Annotated in this window: 12 protein-coding genes; 7 read left to right on the forward strand and 5 right to left on the reverse strand. The window is 71.2% G+C overall.

The features are described from left to right. Positions 1–70: 70 nt before the first annotated feature. The 7 genes from V9U70_RS11700 to galE all read left to right on the forward strand — a co-directional run bounded on the left by V9U70_RS11700 (position 71) and on the right by galE (position 11,685). Positions 71–853, forward strand: coding sequence for a TIGR03936 family radical SAM-associated protein (locus V9U70_RS11700; protein ID WP_336674517.1), 783 nt, complete (start codon positions 71–73; stop codon positions 851–853). Positions 854–1,081: 228 nt separating this feature from the next. Further along, on the forward strand, positions 1,082–5,344 hold the full coding sequence (locus V9U70_RS11705) for a ribonuclease E/G (protein ID WP_336674519.1): 4,263 nt from the start codon (positions 1,082–1,084) through the stop codon (positions 5,342–5,344). A 331-nt stretch (positions 5,345–5,675) separates the two neighbouring features. After that, entirely contained in the window at positions 5,676–6,794 is a 1,119-nt protein-coding gene (locus tag V9U70_RS11710) for a DegT/DnrJ/EryC1/StrS family aminotransferase (protein ID WP_336674521.1), read from the forward strand. After that, positions 6,791–7,804, forward strand: coding sequence for a Gfo/Idh/MocA family protein (locus V9U70_RS11715; protein WP_336674523.1), 1,014 nt, complete (start codon positions 6,791–6,793; stop codon positions 7,802–7,804). Before V9U70_RS11710 ends, V9U70_RS11715 begins: the two co-directional genes overlap by 4 nt. Continuing rightward, positions 7,801–9,417: a glycosyltransferase family 2 protein gene (locus V9U70_RS11720; RefSeq protein WP_336674524.1), complete on the forward strand. Its 1,617-nt coding sequence runs from the start codon at positions 7,801–7,803 to the stop codon at positions 9,415–9,417. Before V9U70_RS11715 ends, V9U70_RS11720 begins: the two co-directional genes overlap by 4 nt. A 4-nt stretch (positions 9,418–9,421) precedes the next feature. Further along, entirely contained in the window at positions 9,422–10,705 is a 1,284-nt protein-coding gene (locus tag V9U70_RS11725) for a nucleotide sugar dehydrogenase (protein WP_336674525.1), read from the forward strand. Between the two features lie 2 nt (positions 10,706–10,707). Continuing rightward, entirely contained in the window at positions 10,708–11,685 is a 978-nt protein-coding gene (gene galE / locus V9U70_RS11730) for a UDP-glucose 4-epimerase GalE (RefSeq protein ID WP_336674528.1), read from the forward strand. A 92-nt stretch (positions 11,686–11,777) separates the two neighbouring features. Here galE and V9U70_RS11735 read toward each other — a convergent pair whose 3' ends face one another. The 5 genes from V9U70_RS11735 to V9U70_RS11755 all read right to left on the reverse strand — a co-directional run. Beyond that, complete coding sequence (locus V9U70_RS11735; RefSeq protein ID WP_336674529.1) at positions 11,778–13,898, reverse strand: glycosyltransferase; 2,121 nt, start codon at positions 13,896–13,898, stop codon at positions 11,778–11,780. Further along, positions 13,895–15,271, reverse strand: a complete 1,377-nt coding sequence (locus V9U70_RS11740; RefSeq protein WP_336674538.1) for a glycosyltransferase — start codon at positions 15,269–15,271, stop codon at positions 13,895–13,897. The genes V9U70_RS11735 and V9U70_RS11740 overlap by 4 nt, the downstream gene beginning before the upstream one ends. Positions 15,272–15,382: 111 nt before the next feature. Beyond that, on the reverse strand, positions 15,383–16,486 hold the full coding sequence (gene wecB, locus V9U70_RS11745; RefSeq protein ID WP_336674532.1) for a non-hydrolyzing UDP-N-acetylglucosamine 2-epimerase: 1,104 nt from the start codon (positions 16,484–16,486) through the stop codon (positions 15,383–15,385). Positions 16,487–16,756: 270 nt separating this feature from the next. After that, a complete protein-coding gene (locus V9U70_RS11750) occupies positions 16,757–17,353 on the reverse strand; it encodes an acyltransferase (RefSeq protein WP_336674533.1) in 597 nt (198 codons plus the stop codon). A 359-nt stretch (positions 17,354–17,712) separates the two neighbouring features. Further along, positions 17,713–18,456: FG-GAP repeat domain-containing protein (locus V9U70_RS11755; protein WP_336674534.1), on the reverse strand; the 744-nt coding region annotated here is incomplete at its 5' end.

Raw genomic sequence — 18,456 nt, forward strand, 5'->3', positions numbered from 1 at the left:
GCCCGCCCCGCACCGAGGAGAAGAACCACTGGGCAAGCGACAGCCCGAAGGCCCGCCGCCCGCACCGGCAGTGCAGCGCATCCGCCTGCGCTACACCAAGCGCGGCCGCCTCCGGTTCACCAGCCACCGAGACTTCCAGCGGGCCTTCGAGCGGGCACTGCGCCGCTCCCAGGTACCCATGGCGTACTCGGCGGGCTTCACGCCCCACCCCAAGGTCTCCTACGCCAATGCCGCACCCACCGGCACGGGCAGCGAGGCGGAGTACCTGGAGATCGCGCTCACCGAGGCGCGCGACCCCGACGTCCTGCGTCGGCTGCTGGACGCGTCGATGCCCGACGGCCTCGACGTCATCGACGCGGTGGAGGCTCGCACCTCCGGCCTCGCCGAGCGGCTGACCGCCTCCGTCTGGGAGATCCGCCTGGACGGCGTCGACCCCGAGGACGCCCGCACGGCCGTGGCCGCCTTCAACGCGGCCGAGGCCGTGGAGGTGCAGCGCAAGGCGAAGAACGGCATCCGTACGTTCGACGCCCGCGCCGCCGTCGCCGACCTGCAGGCCCTCGACCCACCGGCTGATAGGCCGGGCGAGGCGCCCTGTGCGATACTGCGCCTGGTTGTTCGGCAAATGACACCTGCCGTGCGACCCGACGACGTCCTGTCCGGTCTCCGCGCTGTGGCCGACCTGGCGCCGCCCGTCCCCCCCGCGGTGACGAGGCTGGCGCAGGGGCTCTTCGACGAGGAGTCCGGCACGGTGACCGACCCGCTCGCGCCCGACCGCGAGGCCGCCCCGACCGCACATCCCGCGGTCGCCGGGGCAGCCGTCGCGACGGCGCCGGAAGGTACAGGTTCCGCGTAGGGCGGTCGTCGCAGCGCAGCCCTCCGACTCGGGAGCCACCTGGGTCGGGCCGCGCACTGACCCATAAGACTTTCGCCAGGCCGTACGCACACCGCGCACGGAACCGGCGAGCCAGACATCAGCTCCCGTGCGGCGCCCGCGCCCCGGACGGCGGTATCGCACCTCTGCGGACCGTGCCGGACCGGAACCAGGCGCGGCGCCCGGGAGCGTGACGGGAGAAACGCCCGCATGCCTCAGCCGAACGAACCCGGTACGACCGGGAACAACGAAGAGAACACCCCCGGCGACAAGCTGCCGCCGCGCCGCAGGCGCCGCGCCGCCTCCCGCCCGGCGGGCCCGCCGGGCGCCGTCGCGGGGCCCACCGAGGACGTCACGCCGGCCATACCGGCCGCCGAGTCCGGTGACCGCGCCCCGGACGCCGCACCCGCCAAGACGGCCGCAGAGGCCGCCCCGCCCGCCCGTACGCGCCGCCGTGCCGTGCGCAAGGCGACCGCGCCCGCGGGCGCGCCTCAGCCGGCCGAACCGGTGGAGAGCCCGGAGGCCGCCCCAGCGGCGCAGCCCCCGGAGCAGCCCGTCGCCGAGGAAGAGCCCGCCGCACCCGCGCCGCGCACCCGCCGCCGCGCGGTCCGCAAGGCGACCGCTCCGGCCGGGGCGCCGCAGACCGCAGAGGCCGTCCAGGCCCCGGTCGAGCCCGCCGCGGCTGAAGCCGAGCCCGAGGAGGAGGCAGAGGTGGACGTCATCGAGGAGACCCCGGCGCCCCGCCGCCGTCGCGCGTCCCGGAAGGCGACCGCCCCGGCCGGAGCCCCGCAGGCCGCAGAGGCCGCCGTCGTGGTCGAACCGGCCGTGACGACTCCGGAGCCGGCCGCGGAGCCGGAGCCCGCCGCGCAGGCCCCGCGCGGCCGTACCCGCCGCCGGGCCTCGGCCCCGGCCGGTGCGCCGCAGGCCGCCGCGCCCGCCGCGGAGACGGCGGCCGCGCCCGCCCCGGCCGCAGAGGAGCCCGCTACCGAGGAGCCCGCCGCCGAGGCGGAGGCCGTGGAGGAGACCCCGGCGCCCCGCCGCCGTCGCGCGTCCCGGAAGGCGACCGCCCCGGCCGGAGCCCCGCAGCCCGCGGAGGCCGCCGGACCGGTCGAGGAGGCCGTCGGGACCGGCGAGAGCCTGCCCGCCGCCGCGGCCGAGGAGCTGGCCGCCGAGACCGAGGAGGTCGAGGAGGCCGCCCCGCGCGGACGCCAGCGCCGCCGGGCCACCAGCTCCGGCCGCCCCGAGTTCACCGCGCAGACCGAGGAGCCCGCCCGCAAGGGCCGCCGCGCGACACGCCCGGCCGTCGCGGTGTTCCAGGCCCCGGTGTTCGCCGAGCCGATGTTCCAGACCCCCGAGACGGCGGCCGCCGCCGCTGCCGCGGTGGGATCGACCACGCCGTACGACGAGGCGGAGGAGACCGAGGAGCAGCCGGTCGCCGAGGCCGAGCAGCCCGAAGCGTCGGCAGAGGCCGCACCGCAGGGCGGCTCGCGCCGCCGTCGCCGCCGCCGTGGCGAGGCCGCCGGGAACGAGCAGGCCGCCGAGCCCGCCGCCCCGGTGGAGGCGGCCGCCGAGCAGCCGGCCGTCGCGGCCGAGCCAGAGGCGGAGGCCGAGCACGAGGCCGAGGACGCCGACGAGTATGGCGACCGCCCCTCGCGCCGCCGCCGTCGTGGTGGCCGTCGCCGCCGCCGCGGTGAGGCCAACGACTTCGACGAGGCCGAGCAGCACGCGGACGAGGTGCGCACGCCGTCCCGTTCGGAGGAGGCCCGCTCCGACGAGGAGCCGGCCGCCGGTCAGGACGCAGACGAGGGCGACGAGGACGAGGACTCCTCCGCCGCCGGATCGAGCAGCAGCCGTCGTCGCCGTCGTCGCCGTCGTCGCAGCGGGGACGCCGCCGCGGCCGAGGCCGAGCAGGGCGCGGACGACCCGGAGCGTACGGTCGTCAAGGTGCGCGAGCCCCGCAAGAAGGAGGAGCGCGAGCCCGGCACCGGCTTCGACGAGGTCCAGTCCATCAAGGGCTCGACCCGTATGGAGGCCAAGAAGCAGCGCCGCCGCGAAGGCCGCGAGCAGGGCCGCCGCCGGGTGCCGATCATCACCGAGGCCGAGTTCCTGGCGCGCCGCGAGGCCGTCGAACGCGTGATGGTCGTCCGCCAGAGCGGCGAGCGCACCCAGATCGGCGTCCTCGAGGACAACGTGCTCGTCGAGCACTACGTCAACAAGGAGCAGGCCACCAGCTACGTCGGCAACGTCTACCTGGGCAAGGTCCAGAACGTCCTGCCGTCCATGGAGGCCGCGTTCGTCGACATCGGCAAGGGCCGCAACGCCGTCCTGTACGCCGGTGAGGTCAACTTCGAGGCGCTCGGCATGGCCCACGGGCCGCGCCGGATCGAGTCGGCGCTCAAGTCCGGGCAGTCGGTCCTCGTCCAGGTGACCAAGGACCCGATCGGCCACAAGGGCGCCCGCCTGACCAGCCAGGTCTCGCTGCCCGGCCGCTACCTCGTCTACGTGCCCGAGGGCTCGATGACCGGGATCAGCCGCAAGCTCCCCGACACCGAGCGCTCCCGCCTCAAGACGATCCTCAAGAAGATCGTCCCCGAGGACGCGGGCGTCATCGTGCGCACCGCCGCCGAGGGCGCGAGCGAGGACGAGCTGCGCCGTGACGTCGAGCGGCTCCAGGGGCAGTGGGAGGAGATCCAGAGGAAGGCGAAGGGCACCAGCGGCTCCAACGCGCCGACGCTGCTCTACGGCGAGCCGGACATGACCGTCCGGGTCGTCCGCGACATCTTCAACGAGGACTTCTCCAAGGTCATCGTCAGCGGTGACGACGCGTGGCAGACCATCCACGGGTACGTCTCGCACGTCGCGCCGGACCTGACGGAGCGGCTCTCGCGCTGGACCTCCGAGGTCGACGTCTTCGCGACGTACCGCATCGACGAGCAGCTGATGAAGGCGCTGGACCGCAAGGTCTACCTGCCCAGCGGCGGTTCGCTGGTGATCGACAAGACCGAGGCGATGATCGTCGTCGACGTCAACACCGGCAAGTTCACCGGCCAGGGCGGCAACCTGGAGGAGACCGTCACCAGGAACAACCTGGAGGCGGCCGAGGAGATCGTGCGCCAGCTGCGGCTGCGCGACCTCGGCGGCATCGTCGTCGTCGACTTCATCGACATGGTGCTGGAGTCCAACCGGGACCTGGTGCTGCGGCGGCTGCTGGAGTGCCTGGGCCGGGACCGCACCAAGCACCAGGTGGCCGAGGTCACCTCGCTGGGCCTGGTGCAGATGACCCGCAAGCGGGTGGGCCAGGGCCTGCTGGAGTCCTTCTCCGAGACCTGCGTCCACTGCAACGGGCGCGGCGTCATCGTCCACATGGAGCAGCCGACGTCGGCCGGCGGCGGTGGCGGCGGCAAGCGTTCCAAGAAGCGCGGCCGCGGCGGCGTCCAGGAGCCCGAGCACGCCCACGAGCAGGATCACGGTCACGACGAGCACGCGGCGGCCGAGCCCGCCGAGTCCGAGTCCGAGGCCGAGCTGGCCGCCGAGGTCGCCGCCCCGGTGGCGCTCCCGGAACCGGAGTTCGTCGCGGACGAGGAGCTCTACAGCAGCCCGGCCGAGGCCGAGGCAGCCGCTTCGCGCGGTCGTGGCCGGCGCCGGGCCTCCCGCAAGGCGTCCGCCCCGGCCGGCGCTCCGAAGGCCGAGGCCGACGCCCCGGTCGCAAAGGCTCCTCCCGCCCAGGCCCCCGCTCCCGTCGCGGAGGCCCGCACCGAGCCGGTTCCCGACACGCCTGCCGCCGAGCCGGCCCGTAAGCCGGAGGCAGAGGCTCCCGAGGCCGAAACGCCCGAGGTCGCTGCCGAGGCCGCGCCCCAGGGCCGTACACGCCGTCGGGCCACCCGTAAGGCATCCGCTCCGGCGGGTTCGCCGAAGCAGGCGGAGGCGGCGGAGCCGGTCCAGCCCACCGAGCCCACCACGGAGCCGGTCGCGGCCGAGGACCCGGTCGTCGAAGCGCCGCCCGTGGCCGAGCCCGCCGCAGAGCCGGCCGAGGCCCCGCAGGCGGCGGCCCCGCCGCGTGCCCGGCGCCGGGCGACCCGCAAGGCCACCGCTCCGGCGGGTTCGCCCACCGGGTCGGACGAGGCCGCGGTCGTCGTGGTCGCGTCGGCACCGGAGTCGCAGGCCCCGGAGTCCGGCGCACCGGAATCCGGTGCTCCCGTCTCCGACCAGGGGGCCGAGAGCGCCGAGGGCTCCGCGGAGCCGGCTCCGGCGAAGAAGACGGCCCGCAAGGCCGCCGCCAAGAAGGCCCCGGCGAAGAAGGCGGCGGCGAAGAAGACCGTCGCCAAGAAGGCCGCCGCGAAGAAGACGACGGCGAAGTCGCCGGCCAAGACGACCGCGAAGAAGACGACGAAGAAGACCGTCGCCGCCGAGCAGTCGTCGCCTTCCGTGACCGCCTCCGCGCCCTCCGCGGACGGCGAGCCGTCGGCCGGCTGATGAACCCGTAAGCGGCTGTTCATCTTCAGGTGTCCCGCCCCGAGCCCATGGGGGCGGGACACCTGCTCTGTTTCCGAACTGATGCCGCCTCTGGTTAACGGGCCAGAAATGGGCTGAGAAATCCCTGATAATGTGACGATGGTTGCCATGCTTGTGAGCGTTTCTGACGCAACTACGGTTGGTGACAGGCCCGGGAGCGAACGGACCGGGCCACTTTCCTCGGCAGGGCGTCGGCATCGCGCCGGTGAGGTTATGCGCGACCTCGTAAGACGTCCCGCACCTCGGAGCTCTGCCTGGTAACGAGCTCTTGCGGTGTTCAAGGAGGACGTCCATGACGAGCATCAACGAGCAGCCGATTCCTGCTGCCCGTCCGGTCATCGGGGAAGACGAGATCGAGGCCGCGGTACGCGTCCTGCGCAGCGGTCGCGTCGTGCAGGGGCCGGAGGTCGCGGCCTTCGAGGAGGGCTTCTCGCGGCTGGTCGACGACCGGCACTGCGTCGCCGTGAACTCGGGCACCTCTGCCCTCCAGCTGCTGCTGCTGGCCCTGGGCATCGGCCCCGGCGACGAGGTGATCGTCCCCTCCTTCTCCTTCGCGGCCTCCGCGAACGCCGTGCGTCTCGTCGGCGCCGACGCGGTGTTCGCCGACATCGAGCCGGACGGCTTCGGCCTCGACCCGGCTGCGGTCGAAGCCGCGATCACGCCTCGCACCGCCGCGATCATGCCGGTGCACCTCTACGGTCACCCGGCCGCGATGGACAAGCTCAAGCCCATCGCCGACAAGCACCGGCTCGCCGTGGTCGAGGACGCCTGCCAGGCGCACACCGCGGCGCTGAACGGCACCCCGGTCGGCGCCTTCGGGGCGGGCGGCGCCTTCAGCTTCTACCCGACCAAGAACATGCACGCGCTGGAAGGCGGCATGGTCACCACGGCCGACGCCGAACTGGCCCGCACCCTGCGCCTGTTGCGCAACCAGGGCATGGAGCAGCGCTACGCCAACGAGATCGTCGGCGCCAACATGCGGATGACCGACGTGTCCGCCGCCATCGGCCGCGTACAGCTCGCCAAGGTCGAGGGCTGGACCGAGCAGCGCCGCGCCAACGCCGCCTACCTGGACGCGCACATCACCGCCCCGGCCGTCACCACGCCGCCGGTGGCCGAGGGCGCCCGGCACGTCTACCACCAGTACACCGTGCGCGTCCGAGGCGACCGGGACGCCGCGATGGCGAAGCTCACCGAGGCGGGCATCGGCAACGCGGTCTACTACCCGACGCCGATCCACCGGCTCAAGCCCTACTGGGAGCCGGACCAGAAGGCCGGCCGCGCCTGGGACCTGCCCGAGACCGAGCGGGCCGCCGCCGAGGTCGTCTCGCTGCCCGTCCACCCGTCGCTCGCCCCGGCCGACCTGGAGCGGATCGTCGCCGCCGTGAACGCCCTGGGGGAGAATCTGTGAGCGCCGTACTCAAGGCCGGGCTCGTCGGCCTGGGCTCCATGGGCCGCCACCACGCCCGGGTCCTCGCCGGCCTGGAGGGCGTGGAGCTGGTGGGCGTCGTCGACCCGATGGGCGACCAGAACGGATGGGCGCAGGGCGCGCCCGTCCTCGCCACCGTCGAGGAGCTCATCGCTCTCGGCATCGACTACGCCGTCGTGGCCTGCCCGACCGCGCTGCACGAGGAGGTCGGCCTCCAGCTCGCCGACGCCGGTGTCAGCGCCCTGGTCGAGAAGCCGCTCGCGGACACCGTCGAGGGCGCCCGCCGCCTCGTCGAGGCCTTCGAGTCACGCGGCCTGGTGGCCGGCGTCGGCCACATCGAACGCTGCAACCCGGCCCTGCTCTCGCTGCGCGCCCGCCTGGAGTCTGGCGAACTGGGCGACGTCTACCAGGTCGTCACCCGCCGCCAGGGCCCCTTCCCGCACCGCATCGCGGACGTCGGCGTGGTCAAGGACCTGGCCACCCACGACATCGACCTGACGGCCTGGGTCACCGGTCAGGAGTACACCTCGATCGCCGCCCACACCGTCTCCAAGTCGGGCCGCCCGCACGAGGACATGGTCTCCGCCGTCGGCCAGCTGTCCGACGGCACGATGGTCAACCACCTGGTCAACTGGCTGAGCCCGCTCAAGGAGCGGTTCACCTCGGTCACCGGCGAGCGAGGCTGCTTCATCGCCGACACCCTCACCGCCGACCTCACCTTCCACTCCAACGCCGCCGTCGCCACCGAGTGGGAGGCGCTGCGCGCGTTCCGCGGGGTCTCCGAGGGCGACATGGTTCGCTTCGCCATCCCCAAGCGCGAGCCGCTGCTTGTCGAGCACGAGCTCTTCCGAGACGCTGTGCGGGGCGGACCGGCCGACATCTGCACCCTGCGGCAGGGACTTCGTACGGTCGAGGTGGCCGCCTCCGTGCTGGAATCCGCCGCCACGGGCACCACGGTGCGGTGCGGTGCGGACCGGGGGACGCATACATGACCACACCCGATGTCACGGTGGTCGTAGCCGTCTACAACACGATGCCCTACCTCACCGAGTGCCTGAACTCGCTGGTGGGACAGAGCATCGGTCATCAGCGGCTACAGGTCGTGGCGGTCGACGACGGTTCGACGGATGACAGCGGCAAGGAGCTCGACCGCTTCGCACAGCAGTACCCCGACGTCTTCACGGTGGTCCACCAGCCCAACTCGGGCGGCCCGGCCGCACCCAGCAACCGCGCCCTGGACCTGGCGGCCGGCCGCTTCGTGTACTTCATCGGCTCGGACGACTACCTCGGCGAAGAGGCGCTGGAGCGGATGGTGGACTGCGCCGACGCCAACGAATCCGACGTGGTCGTCGGAAAGATGGTCGGCACGAACGGGCGCTACGTCCACCAGAAGCTGTACGACGGGAACCACGCCGACGTCAGCCTCTACGACTCGGCGCTGCCCTTCACGCTCGCGAACACCAAGCTCTTCCGTCGCGAGCTGGTGGAGAAGCACGGGCTGCGGTTCCCCGAGGACCTGCCGGTCGGCAGCGACCAGCCGTTCACCATCGAGGCGTGCGTCCGGGCCCGGAAGATCTCCGTGATCTCCGACTACACCTGTTACTACGCGGTCAAGCGCGGCGACGCCAGCAACATCACCTACCGGGCGAACCACCTGGCCCGGCTCCGGTGCACCGGCAGGATCATGGAGCACACGGCCAAGCTGATCCCCGCCGGCCCGCAGCGCGACGCCGTGCTCAAGCGGCACTTCGACTGGGAACTCTCCAAGCTCCTGCAGAAGGACTTCCCCGCCCTCGACCTCGACACCCGACGCCAGGTGTGCGAGGGCGTCGGCACGCTGGTGGACGCCTATTTCACCGACGACCTGCGCGACGGCACCGGAGTCAAGCGGCGCGTGCGCTTCGGCCTGGCCCGGCGCAAAGCCGTCGACGAGCTCACCCGGGCCATCGCGGAGGAGACCGAGCACGGGGCGCCGCCCTTCCTGCTGGAGGGCGACCGTGCCTTCGCCCCCTACGCGGGATTCCGGGACGCGGAGGTCGGCCTCGAGGACCGGTACTACGAGGTGCTCGGCGAGACGGTCGCGGGCCGCCTCGCCGCCGGTACGCGACTGGAGTCGGCCGACTGGGAGCAGAACGGCGACGCGTTCGCGTTCACCGTGACGCTGCGCCTGGGAGTCACCGGCGAGACGTCCTCCGCCGCCGTCGCCCTGGCCCAGGGCGCCATGCCGCAGAGCGCGGACAAGCCCGGAGCGCGCAGGCTCCCCGCGGACGCCCCGCGCCCGCAGAGCACCGGCACGCTCACGACCGGGGCGTCCGCGGACGGCGGCACCCTGCTGACCGCGACGATTCCGCTCGCGCCCGTGCGCGCCAAGCGGGGCGTCCGCGTCTACGTGGACGTGGCGGGCTCCACGTACGAGATCCCCGTCCGCGCCGAGGACCGGCCGATGCCGCTGGCGCGCCGCTGGGGGAGCACCGACCCCCACCGGGTCGCGGCGAACCCGAACACCAAGGGCCGGCTCGTGATCACGACGGCCCCGCTGTGGGAACCGAAGCCCAGCGTGGGCGCACGGCTGCGCCGAACGCTGTCCAGGTCGAAGAGGAAGTAACCCGATGAACATCTGTGTAGTCGCGCTCGGCAAGATCGGACTTCCGCTCGCCGTGCAGTTCGCCGCCAAGGGCCACAAGGTCATCGGCGCGGACGTCAACGAGAAGGTCGTCGAACTCGTCAACGCGGCCACCGAGCCGTTCCCCGGCGAGCACGACCTGGACGTCAAGCTCAAGGAGACGGTCGGCGCGGGCCTGCTCTCCGCCACGACGGACACCACGGCCGCGGTCGCCGCGTCCGACGCCGTCGTGGTCGTCGTCCCGCTCTTCGTGGACGCCGAGGGCACCCCCGACTTCGGCTGGATGGACGCCGCCACCAAGGCGATCGCGGCAGGCCTGAAGCCCGGCACCCTGGTCAGCTACGAGACCACGCTGCCGGTCGGCACCACCCGCACCCGCTGGGCGCCGATGCTGGCCGAGGGCTCGGGCCTGACCCCCGGTGAGGACTTCCACCTGGTCTTCTCGCCGGAGCGGGTGCTCACCGGCCGGGTCTTCGCCGACCTGCGCCGCTACCCCAAGCTCGTCGGCGGCATCGACGAGGCGTCCGCGGAGCGCGGCGTCGCGTTCTACGAGGCCGTGCTCGACTTCGACGAGCGCGAGGACCTGCCCCGGCCGAACGGCGTCTGGGACCTCGGCACCGCGGAGGCCTCCGAGCTGGCGAAGCTCGCCGAGACCACCTACCGCGACGTCAACATCGGCCTGGCCAACCAGTTCGCCCGGTTCGCCGACCAGAACGACATCGACGTCAAGAAGGTCATCGAGGCCTGCAACAGCCAGCCCTACAGCCACATCCACCAGCCCGGCATCGCCGTCGGCGGCCACTGCATCCCGATCTACCCGCGGATGTACCTGTGGAACGACCCGGAGGCGACCGTCGTGCGCTCGGCCCGCGAGGCCAACGCCGCGATGCCCGTGTACGCCGTAGACCTGCTGGCCGCCGCCTACGGCGACCTGGACGGCGCCGGGGTCCTGGTGCTGGGCGCCGCCTACCGCGGCGGAGTCAAGGAGACCGCGTTCTCCGGCGTCTTCGGCGTCGTCGAGGCGCTCAAGGCACGCGGCGCGATGCCGTTCGTCTCCGACCCGATGTACACCCCGCAGGAACTGACCGCCCTCGGGCTCGTCCCGCACGAGCACCAGGCCGTCACCGCCGCGATCCTCCAGGCCGACCACGCCGAGTACCGCGAGCTGGCGGCCGCGGACCTCCCGGACGTCCGCGTCCTGGTCGACGGCCGTCGCACCACGGACCCGGCCAAGTGGACGGGCGTACGCCGCGTCGTCATCGGCGGCTGACGATGACCTGGCTGATCACCGGCGGGGCCGGCTACATCGGTTCCCACGTGGTCGCGGAGATGGCGGGCCAGGAGCGCCTCGTCGTCCTCGACGACCTCAGCACCGGACGGGCCGGACGCCTCCCGCAAGGTGTCCCGCTCGTCGTGGGCTCGGTCCTGGACCGGGAACTGCTCGACCGGGTGCTGGCCGACCACGCGGTGACCGGCATCGTGCACATCGCCGGCAAGAAGCAGGTGGCGGAGTCCGTCGAACGACCGCTGTACTACTACCGCGAGAACGTCGACGGACTGCGCACCCTGCTGGAGGCGGCGGCCGCGGCCGGCGTCCGGCGCCTCCTCTTCTCCTCCTCGGCGGCCGTCTACGGCATGCCCGATGTCGACCTGGTCACCGAGCAGACCCCCTGCCTGCCGCTCAGCCCGTACGGCGAGACGAAACTCGCCGGCGAGTGGCTGGTGGCCGCCGCCGGCCGGGCGCACGGCATGGCCACGGCCTCGCTGCGCTACTTCAACGTGGCCGGCGCCGCGTCGGCGGAGCTGGGCGACGACGGGGTCTTCAACCTGGTCCCCATGGTCTTCGAACGCCTCGAAGCCGACGAGGCGCCCCGGATCTTCGGAACCGACTACCCGACCCCGGACGGCACGTGCGTTCGCGACTACGTGCACGTGGAGGACATCGCCTCCGCACACGCAGCCGCGGCACGCCGTCTGACCCGGGACCCCGCTGCCGAACTGGTCCTCAACATCGGCCGGGGCGAGGGGTCCTCCGTCGCGGAGATGGTCGACGCCATCCTCGACGTCACCGGCCGCACCGGTCTGGCCCCGGCCGCAGAGGCGCGCCGCGCAGGGGACCCGGCCCGCGTGGTCGCCTCAGTGGACGCCATCCGCCGTGAGCTGGGCTGGTCGGCCCGGCACGGGGTACGCGCCATGATCGAGTCGGCCTGGGCGGGGTGGCGGCTGAGGCACCTCGACGTACGTACCTGACAGAGCGGCCCGTCATATGGCTGAGGCGCTCGTACCCCCGTAAGGGTACGAGCGCCTCAGCCATATGACGGGCCGGAGAGCGCGAGGAGCTGTCAGCCGATGAACAACTCGTCGAAACGGTCCTGGACCCCAGGCCAGTCCCAAGTGCCGATGGCGTACTCGGATGCCGCCGCGGAAGCCTCGCGCCAGGCACTCTCAGTCGCTGTGACCTCGAGAATGCGCTGCGCCGCCTCCTCCGGCGAGTCCACGACCCAGCCCTCGGGGTAAAGGGTGCGGGCGCTCTCGGCTTTCCCGGCGTAGAAGGGCCAGTCCCGGACGACCGGGACCGCCGCACTGGCGGCACCTTCCATCAGACCCACATGGCAGCCCTCACGAACCGAAGAGCTGATGATCACTCCGATGTCGGTGAGAGCGGTCGGCACGTCGTCGGTGGGGCCGAGCTGGACCACCGCGCCGGATGCCACGAGCGGCTTCAGCTCGCGTTTCAACAGAGTCAGGTAGTCCGCAGTCGCCTTGCTCGTCTTGGGGTTCATGTCTCCGCCGACCAGAAGCAGACGATAGCGCTCGTCATGCTGGCGTACCCGCTTCAGGACCTGCAGGGCCCAACGCGGGTCCTTGGCGACCTGGCTGATCCCTATCAGTCCGAGGTTGAAGCGGGCGTCGGCGGCCTTGGGCCGGGCGAAGCCGGACAGGTCCATGGCGTTGTCGACCACATGCATGCGCGGAGCGGACTCACCTCGCAGCTGCGGCACCAGCGAGGTGACCAGCTCCCGCACATGCGGTGCCACGAATACCAGGTCGTCCACTCGGGAGAAGTCCGTCATGTGAGGCCAGAAGGTGAAGGCTTCGTAACTGTGCAGCCGGACCACGATCCGGGTGTCACCCGGATCGATCGTGGTCAGCATGGCGGCCGGGCCCACCGACCAGTCGAGGAACACGGTGTCCGCCCAGTCCAGGTACGGACGCATCAGCCGCTCCACATCGGTCTGGTACTGGGTCGTACCGCCCGACATCCGGTCCCCCAGTATCGGCCGTGTCGCCCAGGCGATGCGCTTGAGGGCCTTCTGGGTTGCGAGGTCAAGGAAGCGGAGCTCGACACCGGGGTGATTCCGGTACCGCTCGAGGATGTGGTGCAAGAAGTTGGCGTTGGCGCTGGTGGTGACCAACAGACGCAGTGGCCGGTCCGTCGGCGGTGCCTTTGGAGGTGTCTTCCGACCGTGAGGGTGGCTGACCGACCGGAACGCGGCGGAGCTCCGCAACCGGGCGACGTAGCCGGAGGCGTCCTCTGCCAGCGGGGAGCTGAGCTGGTCGATGTGGAGCACTCTGTGGAAGTGGAGGAACAAGGCCCGGTGCAGTGCTGTCGCGGCGGCCTCGTAGTCGCCCCGGGCGTACCGCTCGTCGGCCAGGCTCAGCTGGGCGTCCACGGCCCGACCGAGCCCACGCGGGCTGATGCCCTGGGAGATCTCGGTCATGACGCCTTCATTGAGCAGTTCTGCTCGCAGTGCCGGATCGGGGACCTTGGACGCAGCGTCGCTCAGCGTCAGGGCGGCTCCACTGATCCTTCCGGCCTCCTCCATGCCTTCGGCAACATACCGGGAGGCCGACGCGCGAACCGTGCCCGGCACGCCGGGCACGGTGACGGCCGTACGCCAGAGTCGGGCGCCTACGGTAGTGCGCATGACCGGTCGGGCCGTGGCGGTTCGCATCACTGCGGCGGGGATGCCGACGACGGAGCGCCGTAGGTCCCTGGCGACCGCGCCGACCGGTGGAAGGGCCGCTGGGCGCTGAGGCCCGCCGATGACCTTGTCCAGTGCCCGGAGCGCTGGCGTGATGCCGAAGTGTGCCTCCGCCACGGTGTTGTACTGGGCCAGCCGCCAGACCGTGTAAACGGCGCCGGGGTCCAAGGCCACGATCACGTGGGCGCTGCGGGCCTGTCGACGCAGCCACCGGTCACGCTGCGCTTGCATCCACACCCGCATGCCCGCAGGGGATGCCTTCGCCTTGCGGCGCAATGCCGCACTGCGCTTGTTCAGATTGCGCGGCAGCTGGTGCACCTCGTCGAGGCCGGCCAGGGTGAGTTCCTCGGCGACCGAAGCAGTGCGGAAGGTACCAGCCAGGTAGGTGCTGGCACCCCTGGCCCGGAACTGCGTCAGAGCGTCCGCAAGAACACCGACCGGTGGTTTCTTGGTCGCGATGAACAGGACATCGGTCACGTTGCGGACCCTCCGGTGACGATCGACTTCTTGGAGAGGGCGGCCGCCCCCGCGACACCGACCGATCCGGGGCTTTCCAGGTCCAGCCGCTCGATCAGATTCCGCACCGCCGAGGTCATCAGCGACTCGCGGGTGAACTGGTCGGCGTGGGTCATCGCCTCGGCGTGCAGCGCGTCGCTGGTGTTGACCGCCAGGTGAGCGGCCTGGATGAACGACTGCGCCAGCGCCTCGACATCGAGGCCGACGGCTCCTGTCCACAGGGGATGGCCGCGCAGTACGTTCGACGCGTCGTGTTCCACGACGTGGGCGGAGACGATGGGGAGGCCAGTGGCCATGTACTCGTACACCTTGCCGGAGGTCACATAGCGCCCCCCGATGAGGATGAGGACCATGGCGTCCCAGCGGGCGTAAATCTCGGCGACTTCCGCCTTGGAGGCCGGCCCGCCGAAGCGAACACCGTCCGGTTCGGCCTCCTTGAGGATCTCTGTGTGCCGGGTTACCCCCCGGCCCGCTCCGTTGCCGATATGACCGCGGACCTCAAAACGAGCCGTGGCCAGCAGAGGTTCCTGCTCGCGGGCCGAGCGCCAGGCGTCGAGGACGGTCTCCAAGTGAGCGGCGCTGAAGTTCACCGTTCCCAGATAGCCGAAGACGAGGCCCGAGTCGACGTCGGGGCGGTGGACCCGGCCGGGGGAGCTGTCCGCGTCGTAACCGTTGCGCACCACGTGGACACGGTCGGCGAAGTCCGGATACCGCGACCGGTAGTGCTCGGCGATGGGGTCGTTGACGACCCACAGCGAGACGGCGTGGTCGAGGATCTTCTGCTCCCAGCGGCCCAGTTCGGAGTCGCGGGAGAAGGCTTCCGTGCCGTCGATGACATCGATGGACCAACCGTCGCGGAAGTCGACCGCATAGGGGACCCGGTGTTCCTCCCAGAGCTTCCAGGCGGCGGCGAGGTTCACATAGGGAACACAGCTGGCCAGCAGGAGATCCGCTGTGTGTTCCCCATGGATATCCAGGACGGCCTGCTCCAGCGCGCCGCGCCACTCGCCGAAGTTGGGCTCCGGGAAGGTCTCGGACTGGCGCTGGCGCAGCTCGGCAGCCCATTGGTTGGGGCGCAGGGCGCGGGCCTCGTCGTAGAGACGGATGTCCGTCTCCAGATCCTCACGCGCTAGCGGCAGCTCCACCACCTTCACCTGCGGGTCGACCTGCTCCAAGAGGGTGAGGTCGATGCCCGAGTCGCGTTCCCACGACTCCTGGGCGATGGTGACGACGGTGACGTCCCAGCCGGCGCGGATGAACTGGTTCGCGGTTTCCCGCATGCGGTAGGCACAGCTCTTGGCGGCGGGCGGGAAACCGATGGCGAGGTAGATCACATGAGGCCGTGTGCCCTTCGAGACCAGCCCGGACCTGGGAGACGCTGACATAACTAGTGACGCTAGCACGGTGACATATACCTATTAGCGCCACGAGTGGCGCCGCGCATGTCACACGGACCGGCTGACTCCTTTCCACGCTTCCATGATCCGGACGACGTTCTTCGCGGCGTTGCCGTCCCCGTACGGGGTACCGGGGTCCCCCGTCGGCGCGGAACGGTTCACCGTGGCTGCCCAGGTGGCCGCGTCCATGTTCTGCGGGTCGGGGACCAGCGTGTTCCAGCCCGTCTGCACGGTCTCCACCCACTCTGTCTCCGGCCGGATGGTCGTGGTGATCCGCTGGAGGAGGAAAGCTTCCTTCTGCAGTCCGCCCGAGTCGGTGATGACGCCGGTGGAGGCCAGGACCGCCGCGATGAGCCCCGCGTACGGAAGCGGCCTGCCGACGTGGACGGCGCCCTTGTTCAGTTCGATGCCGTGGGCCTCGGCACGCGCGGTGAGGCGAGGGTGGGCCAGCAGGGCGACGGGCACGGGCAGACCCGCCAGAGAGTCGATGATCGCGGACAACCGGGCGGGGTCGTCCGTGTTGTCCGGGCGGTGCAGTGTGGCGAGCAGGAACGGCTGGGAGGGGTCGATGCCGTCGGGCAGCGAAGGGGCGGCATGCTCACCGGCCAGTACGGCGTCCCTAATGCGGAGGCAGATGTCGACCATCACATCGCCCGCCAGCTCCGCCCGGTCGGCCAGTCCCTCGGCGGCGAGGTGGCGTACGGCCTCCTCGGTCGGCGCGAGGAGGAGGTCGGCGCAGTGGTCGGTCAGTACCCGGTTGTGCTCCTCCGGCATGCGCCGGTTGAACGAACGCAGGCCTGCTTCCAGGTGCGCGACGGGAAGGTGCATCTTCACCGCCGACAACGCACCGGCGATGGTGGAGTTGGTGTCTCCGTACACCAGGACCCAGTCCGGCTTCTCGCGTTCCAACACTGGATCGAGGGCGGACAGGACCGACCCGGTCTGCACGCCATGGCTCCCGGAACCGACACCGAGGTGGACGTCCGGGTCGGGGATGCCGAGACCGTCGAAGAAGACATCCGAGAGATCCGCGTCATAGTGCTGGCCTGTGTGCACGATGACGTGCTCGTGGTCCGTGCCGGCGAAGGCGGCCGAGATGGGTGCCAGTTTCACCAATTGTGGACGGGCGCCGACGATGCTGATGACTTTCACTGGGCACTCTTCTTCTGGGTCAGGTCGCGTGCGGACTTGGTCAGGGTCATGTTAGGCAATCATCCGGTCCGCGGGGGTCGGAGGCTGTAGGCGACGCAGGTGCGCGTACTGCCCTGACCTGTCCGGACAGCCTCTGTGGAGCTCGTCACACAGTTGAGGTCGAACTGCCCCTGCCCGACCGGCTGTTCGGTGACGCAGACGTCATGGGCCGTCTGTCAACGCCATGGCCGTCCCCGGGAGCGGGGAGGGCCTGCTGTGCCGTGCGGGACTTCAGCGCTCGGTCAGCGCCCCGTCCCTCTCCTCGTACAGAGACCCGCTTTCCGGACACTCCCATACCCCCGGCTCGTCTTCGCGTGCGACCAGGCGCACGCCGCTGCGGCCCACCCAGCCGATCTGGCGGGCCGGTACGCCGACGACGAGGGCGAAGTCCGGGACGTCCTTGGTGACCACCGCACCCGCCGCGACCATCGCCCACCGGCCGATCCGCACCGGCGCGACACAGACCGAGCGCGCGCCGAGCGAGGCGCCCTCGGCGACCTGGACGCCGACGGCCTCCCAGTCGCCGCCGCGCTTCTGCTTGCCGTCCGGGTCGACCGAGCGGGGGTTGTGGTCATTGGTGAGTACCACGGCGGGGCCGACGAAGACGCCGTCGCCGAGCTCGGCGGGCTCGTACACGAGGGCGTAGTTCTGGAGCTTGACGTTGTCGCCGATACGGACCCCGGTGCCGACGTAGGCGCCGCGGCCGACGACGCAGCCCTCGCCGAGCTTGGCTCCCTCGCGGATCTGCGCCAGCTCCCAGACGCTGGAGCCGGCCCCGATCTCGGCGGTCTCGTCGACCTGGGCGGTGGGCTGGACCCTGTAAGTCACGTACGGACACCTTCCGGAAGGCGGATTTTCCGGAAAGCTTACGGTCCCCGGAGAGGAGCCTTGCGATAGGCAGGCCCCCGATCCCGCTTCGCCGCACCACCTTACGATGTATGCACCCGTAAGCTCGGCGGACGGCGAGGACCGGTCCCGCGCGCAGGGCCGACCAACAGTTCGAGAAACCCACTCCTCGCACGAGGTTCTGTCGCCGCGGAGAAAGTGGTCCTCATCGCGAGTCCGTCGGGGCTCGGCGCCACCGCCCAGGGCGGCCCCAATGTGTGGTGACCGGCCGTTCAGCTCGCCTGCGACGAGGCGTGGGCCCACGTCCGCCACCCGCGGGGACCGGCCCTCGTGCGGTGGTCTCAGATGAGGTGTTTGAAGGTGCCCCAGCCGTGGCCGATCTTGGTGGCGGCGTTGAGGCTGTTGCTCTTGCTGGTGTAGAGGAAGAGGTCGCCGGTGTTGCGGTTGACGGTGATGACGTCTGCGCGTCCGTCGCTGTTGATGTCGGCCAGGGTGAGTTTGTTCATGAGGTGGAAGCTGGTGCCGATTTCGATGGCGTTGCTGATGCCGCCGGAGATGCCGGGGTAGAGCTGGAGGGTTCCGGTGTCTTCGCGGGTGGCGATGAGGTCGGCGATGTTGTCGCCGTTGAAGTCGCCGGCGGCCAGGTTGGTCATCTTCGACCAGCCGCTGCCGATCTGCTTGGTGTAGGTCACTCCGCTGCCGTTGCCGGTGTAGAGGTGCAGGGTGGCGTCTGTTTTGCGGACGGCGACGATGTCGGCCTTGCCGTCGCCGGTGAAGTCGCCGACCGCGAGGTGTTCGATGCCGGTCCAGCTGTGTCCGATTTCCTTGGCGGACTCGAATCCGCCGTCGCCGTCGCCGAGGTAGAGGAACAGTTTGCCGGTGTTCTTGTTGGTGGCGATGAGGTCGCCGTCGCCGTCGCCGTTGAAGTCGGCGCCGGCGACCTTGTCCATGTCGTCCCAGCCGCCGCCGAGCTCCTTCGTGAAGTCCACGCCGGTGGAGCCGTTGCCGTAGTAGAGCTGCAGGGTGTTGGTGGAGTCCACTCCCAGCAGGTCGTCCTTCAGGTCACCGGTGTAATCGTGATCACG

The sequence above is a fragment of the Streptomyces pratensis genome (genome assembly GCF_037137275.1).
Classification (GTDB): domain Bacteria; phylum Actinomycetota; class Actinomycetes; order Streptomycetales; family Streptomycetaceae; genus Streptomyces; species Streptomyces pratensis_B.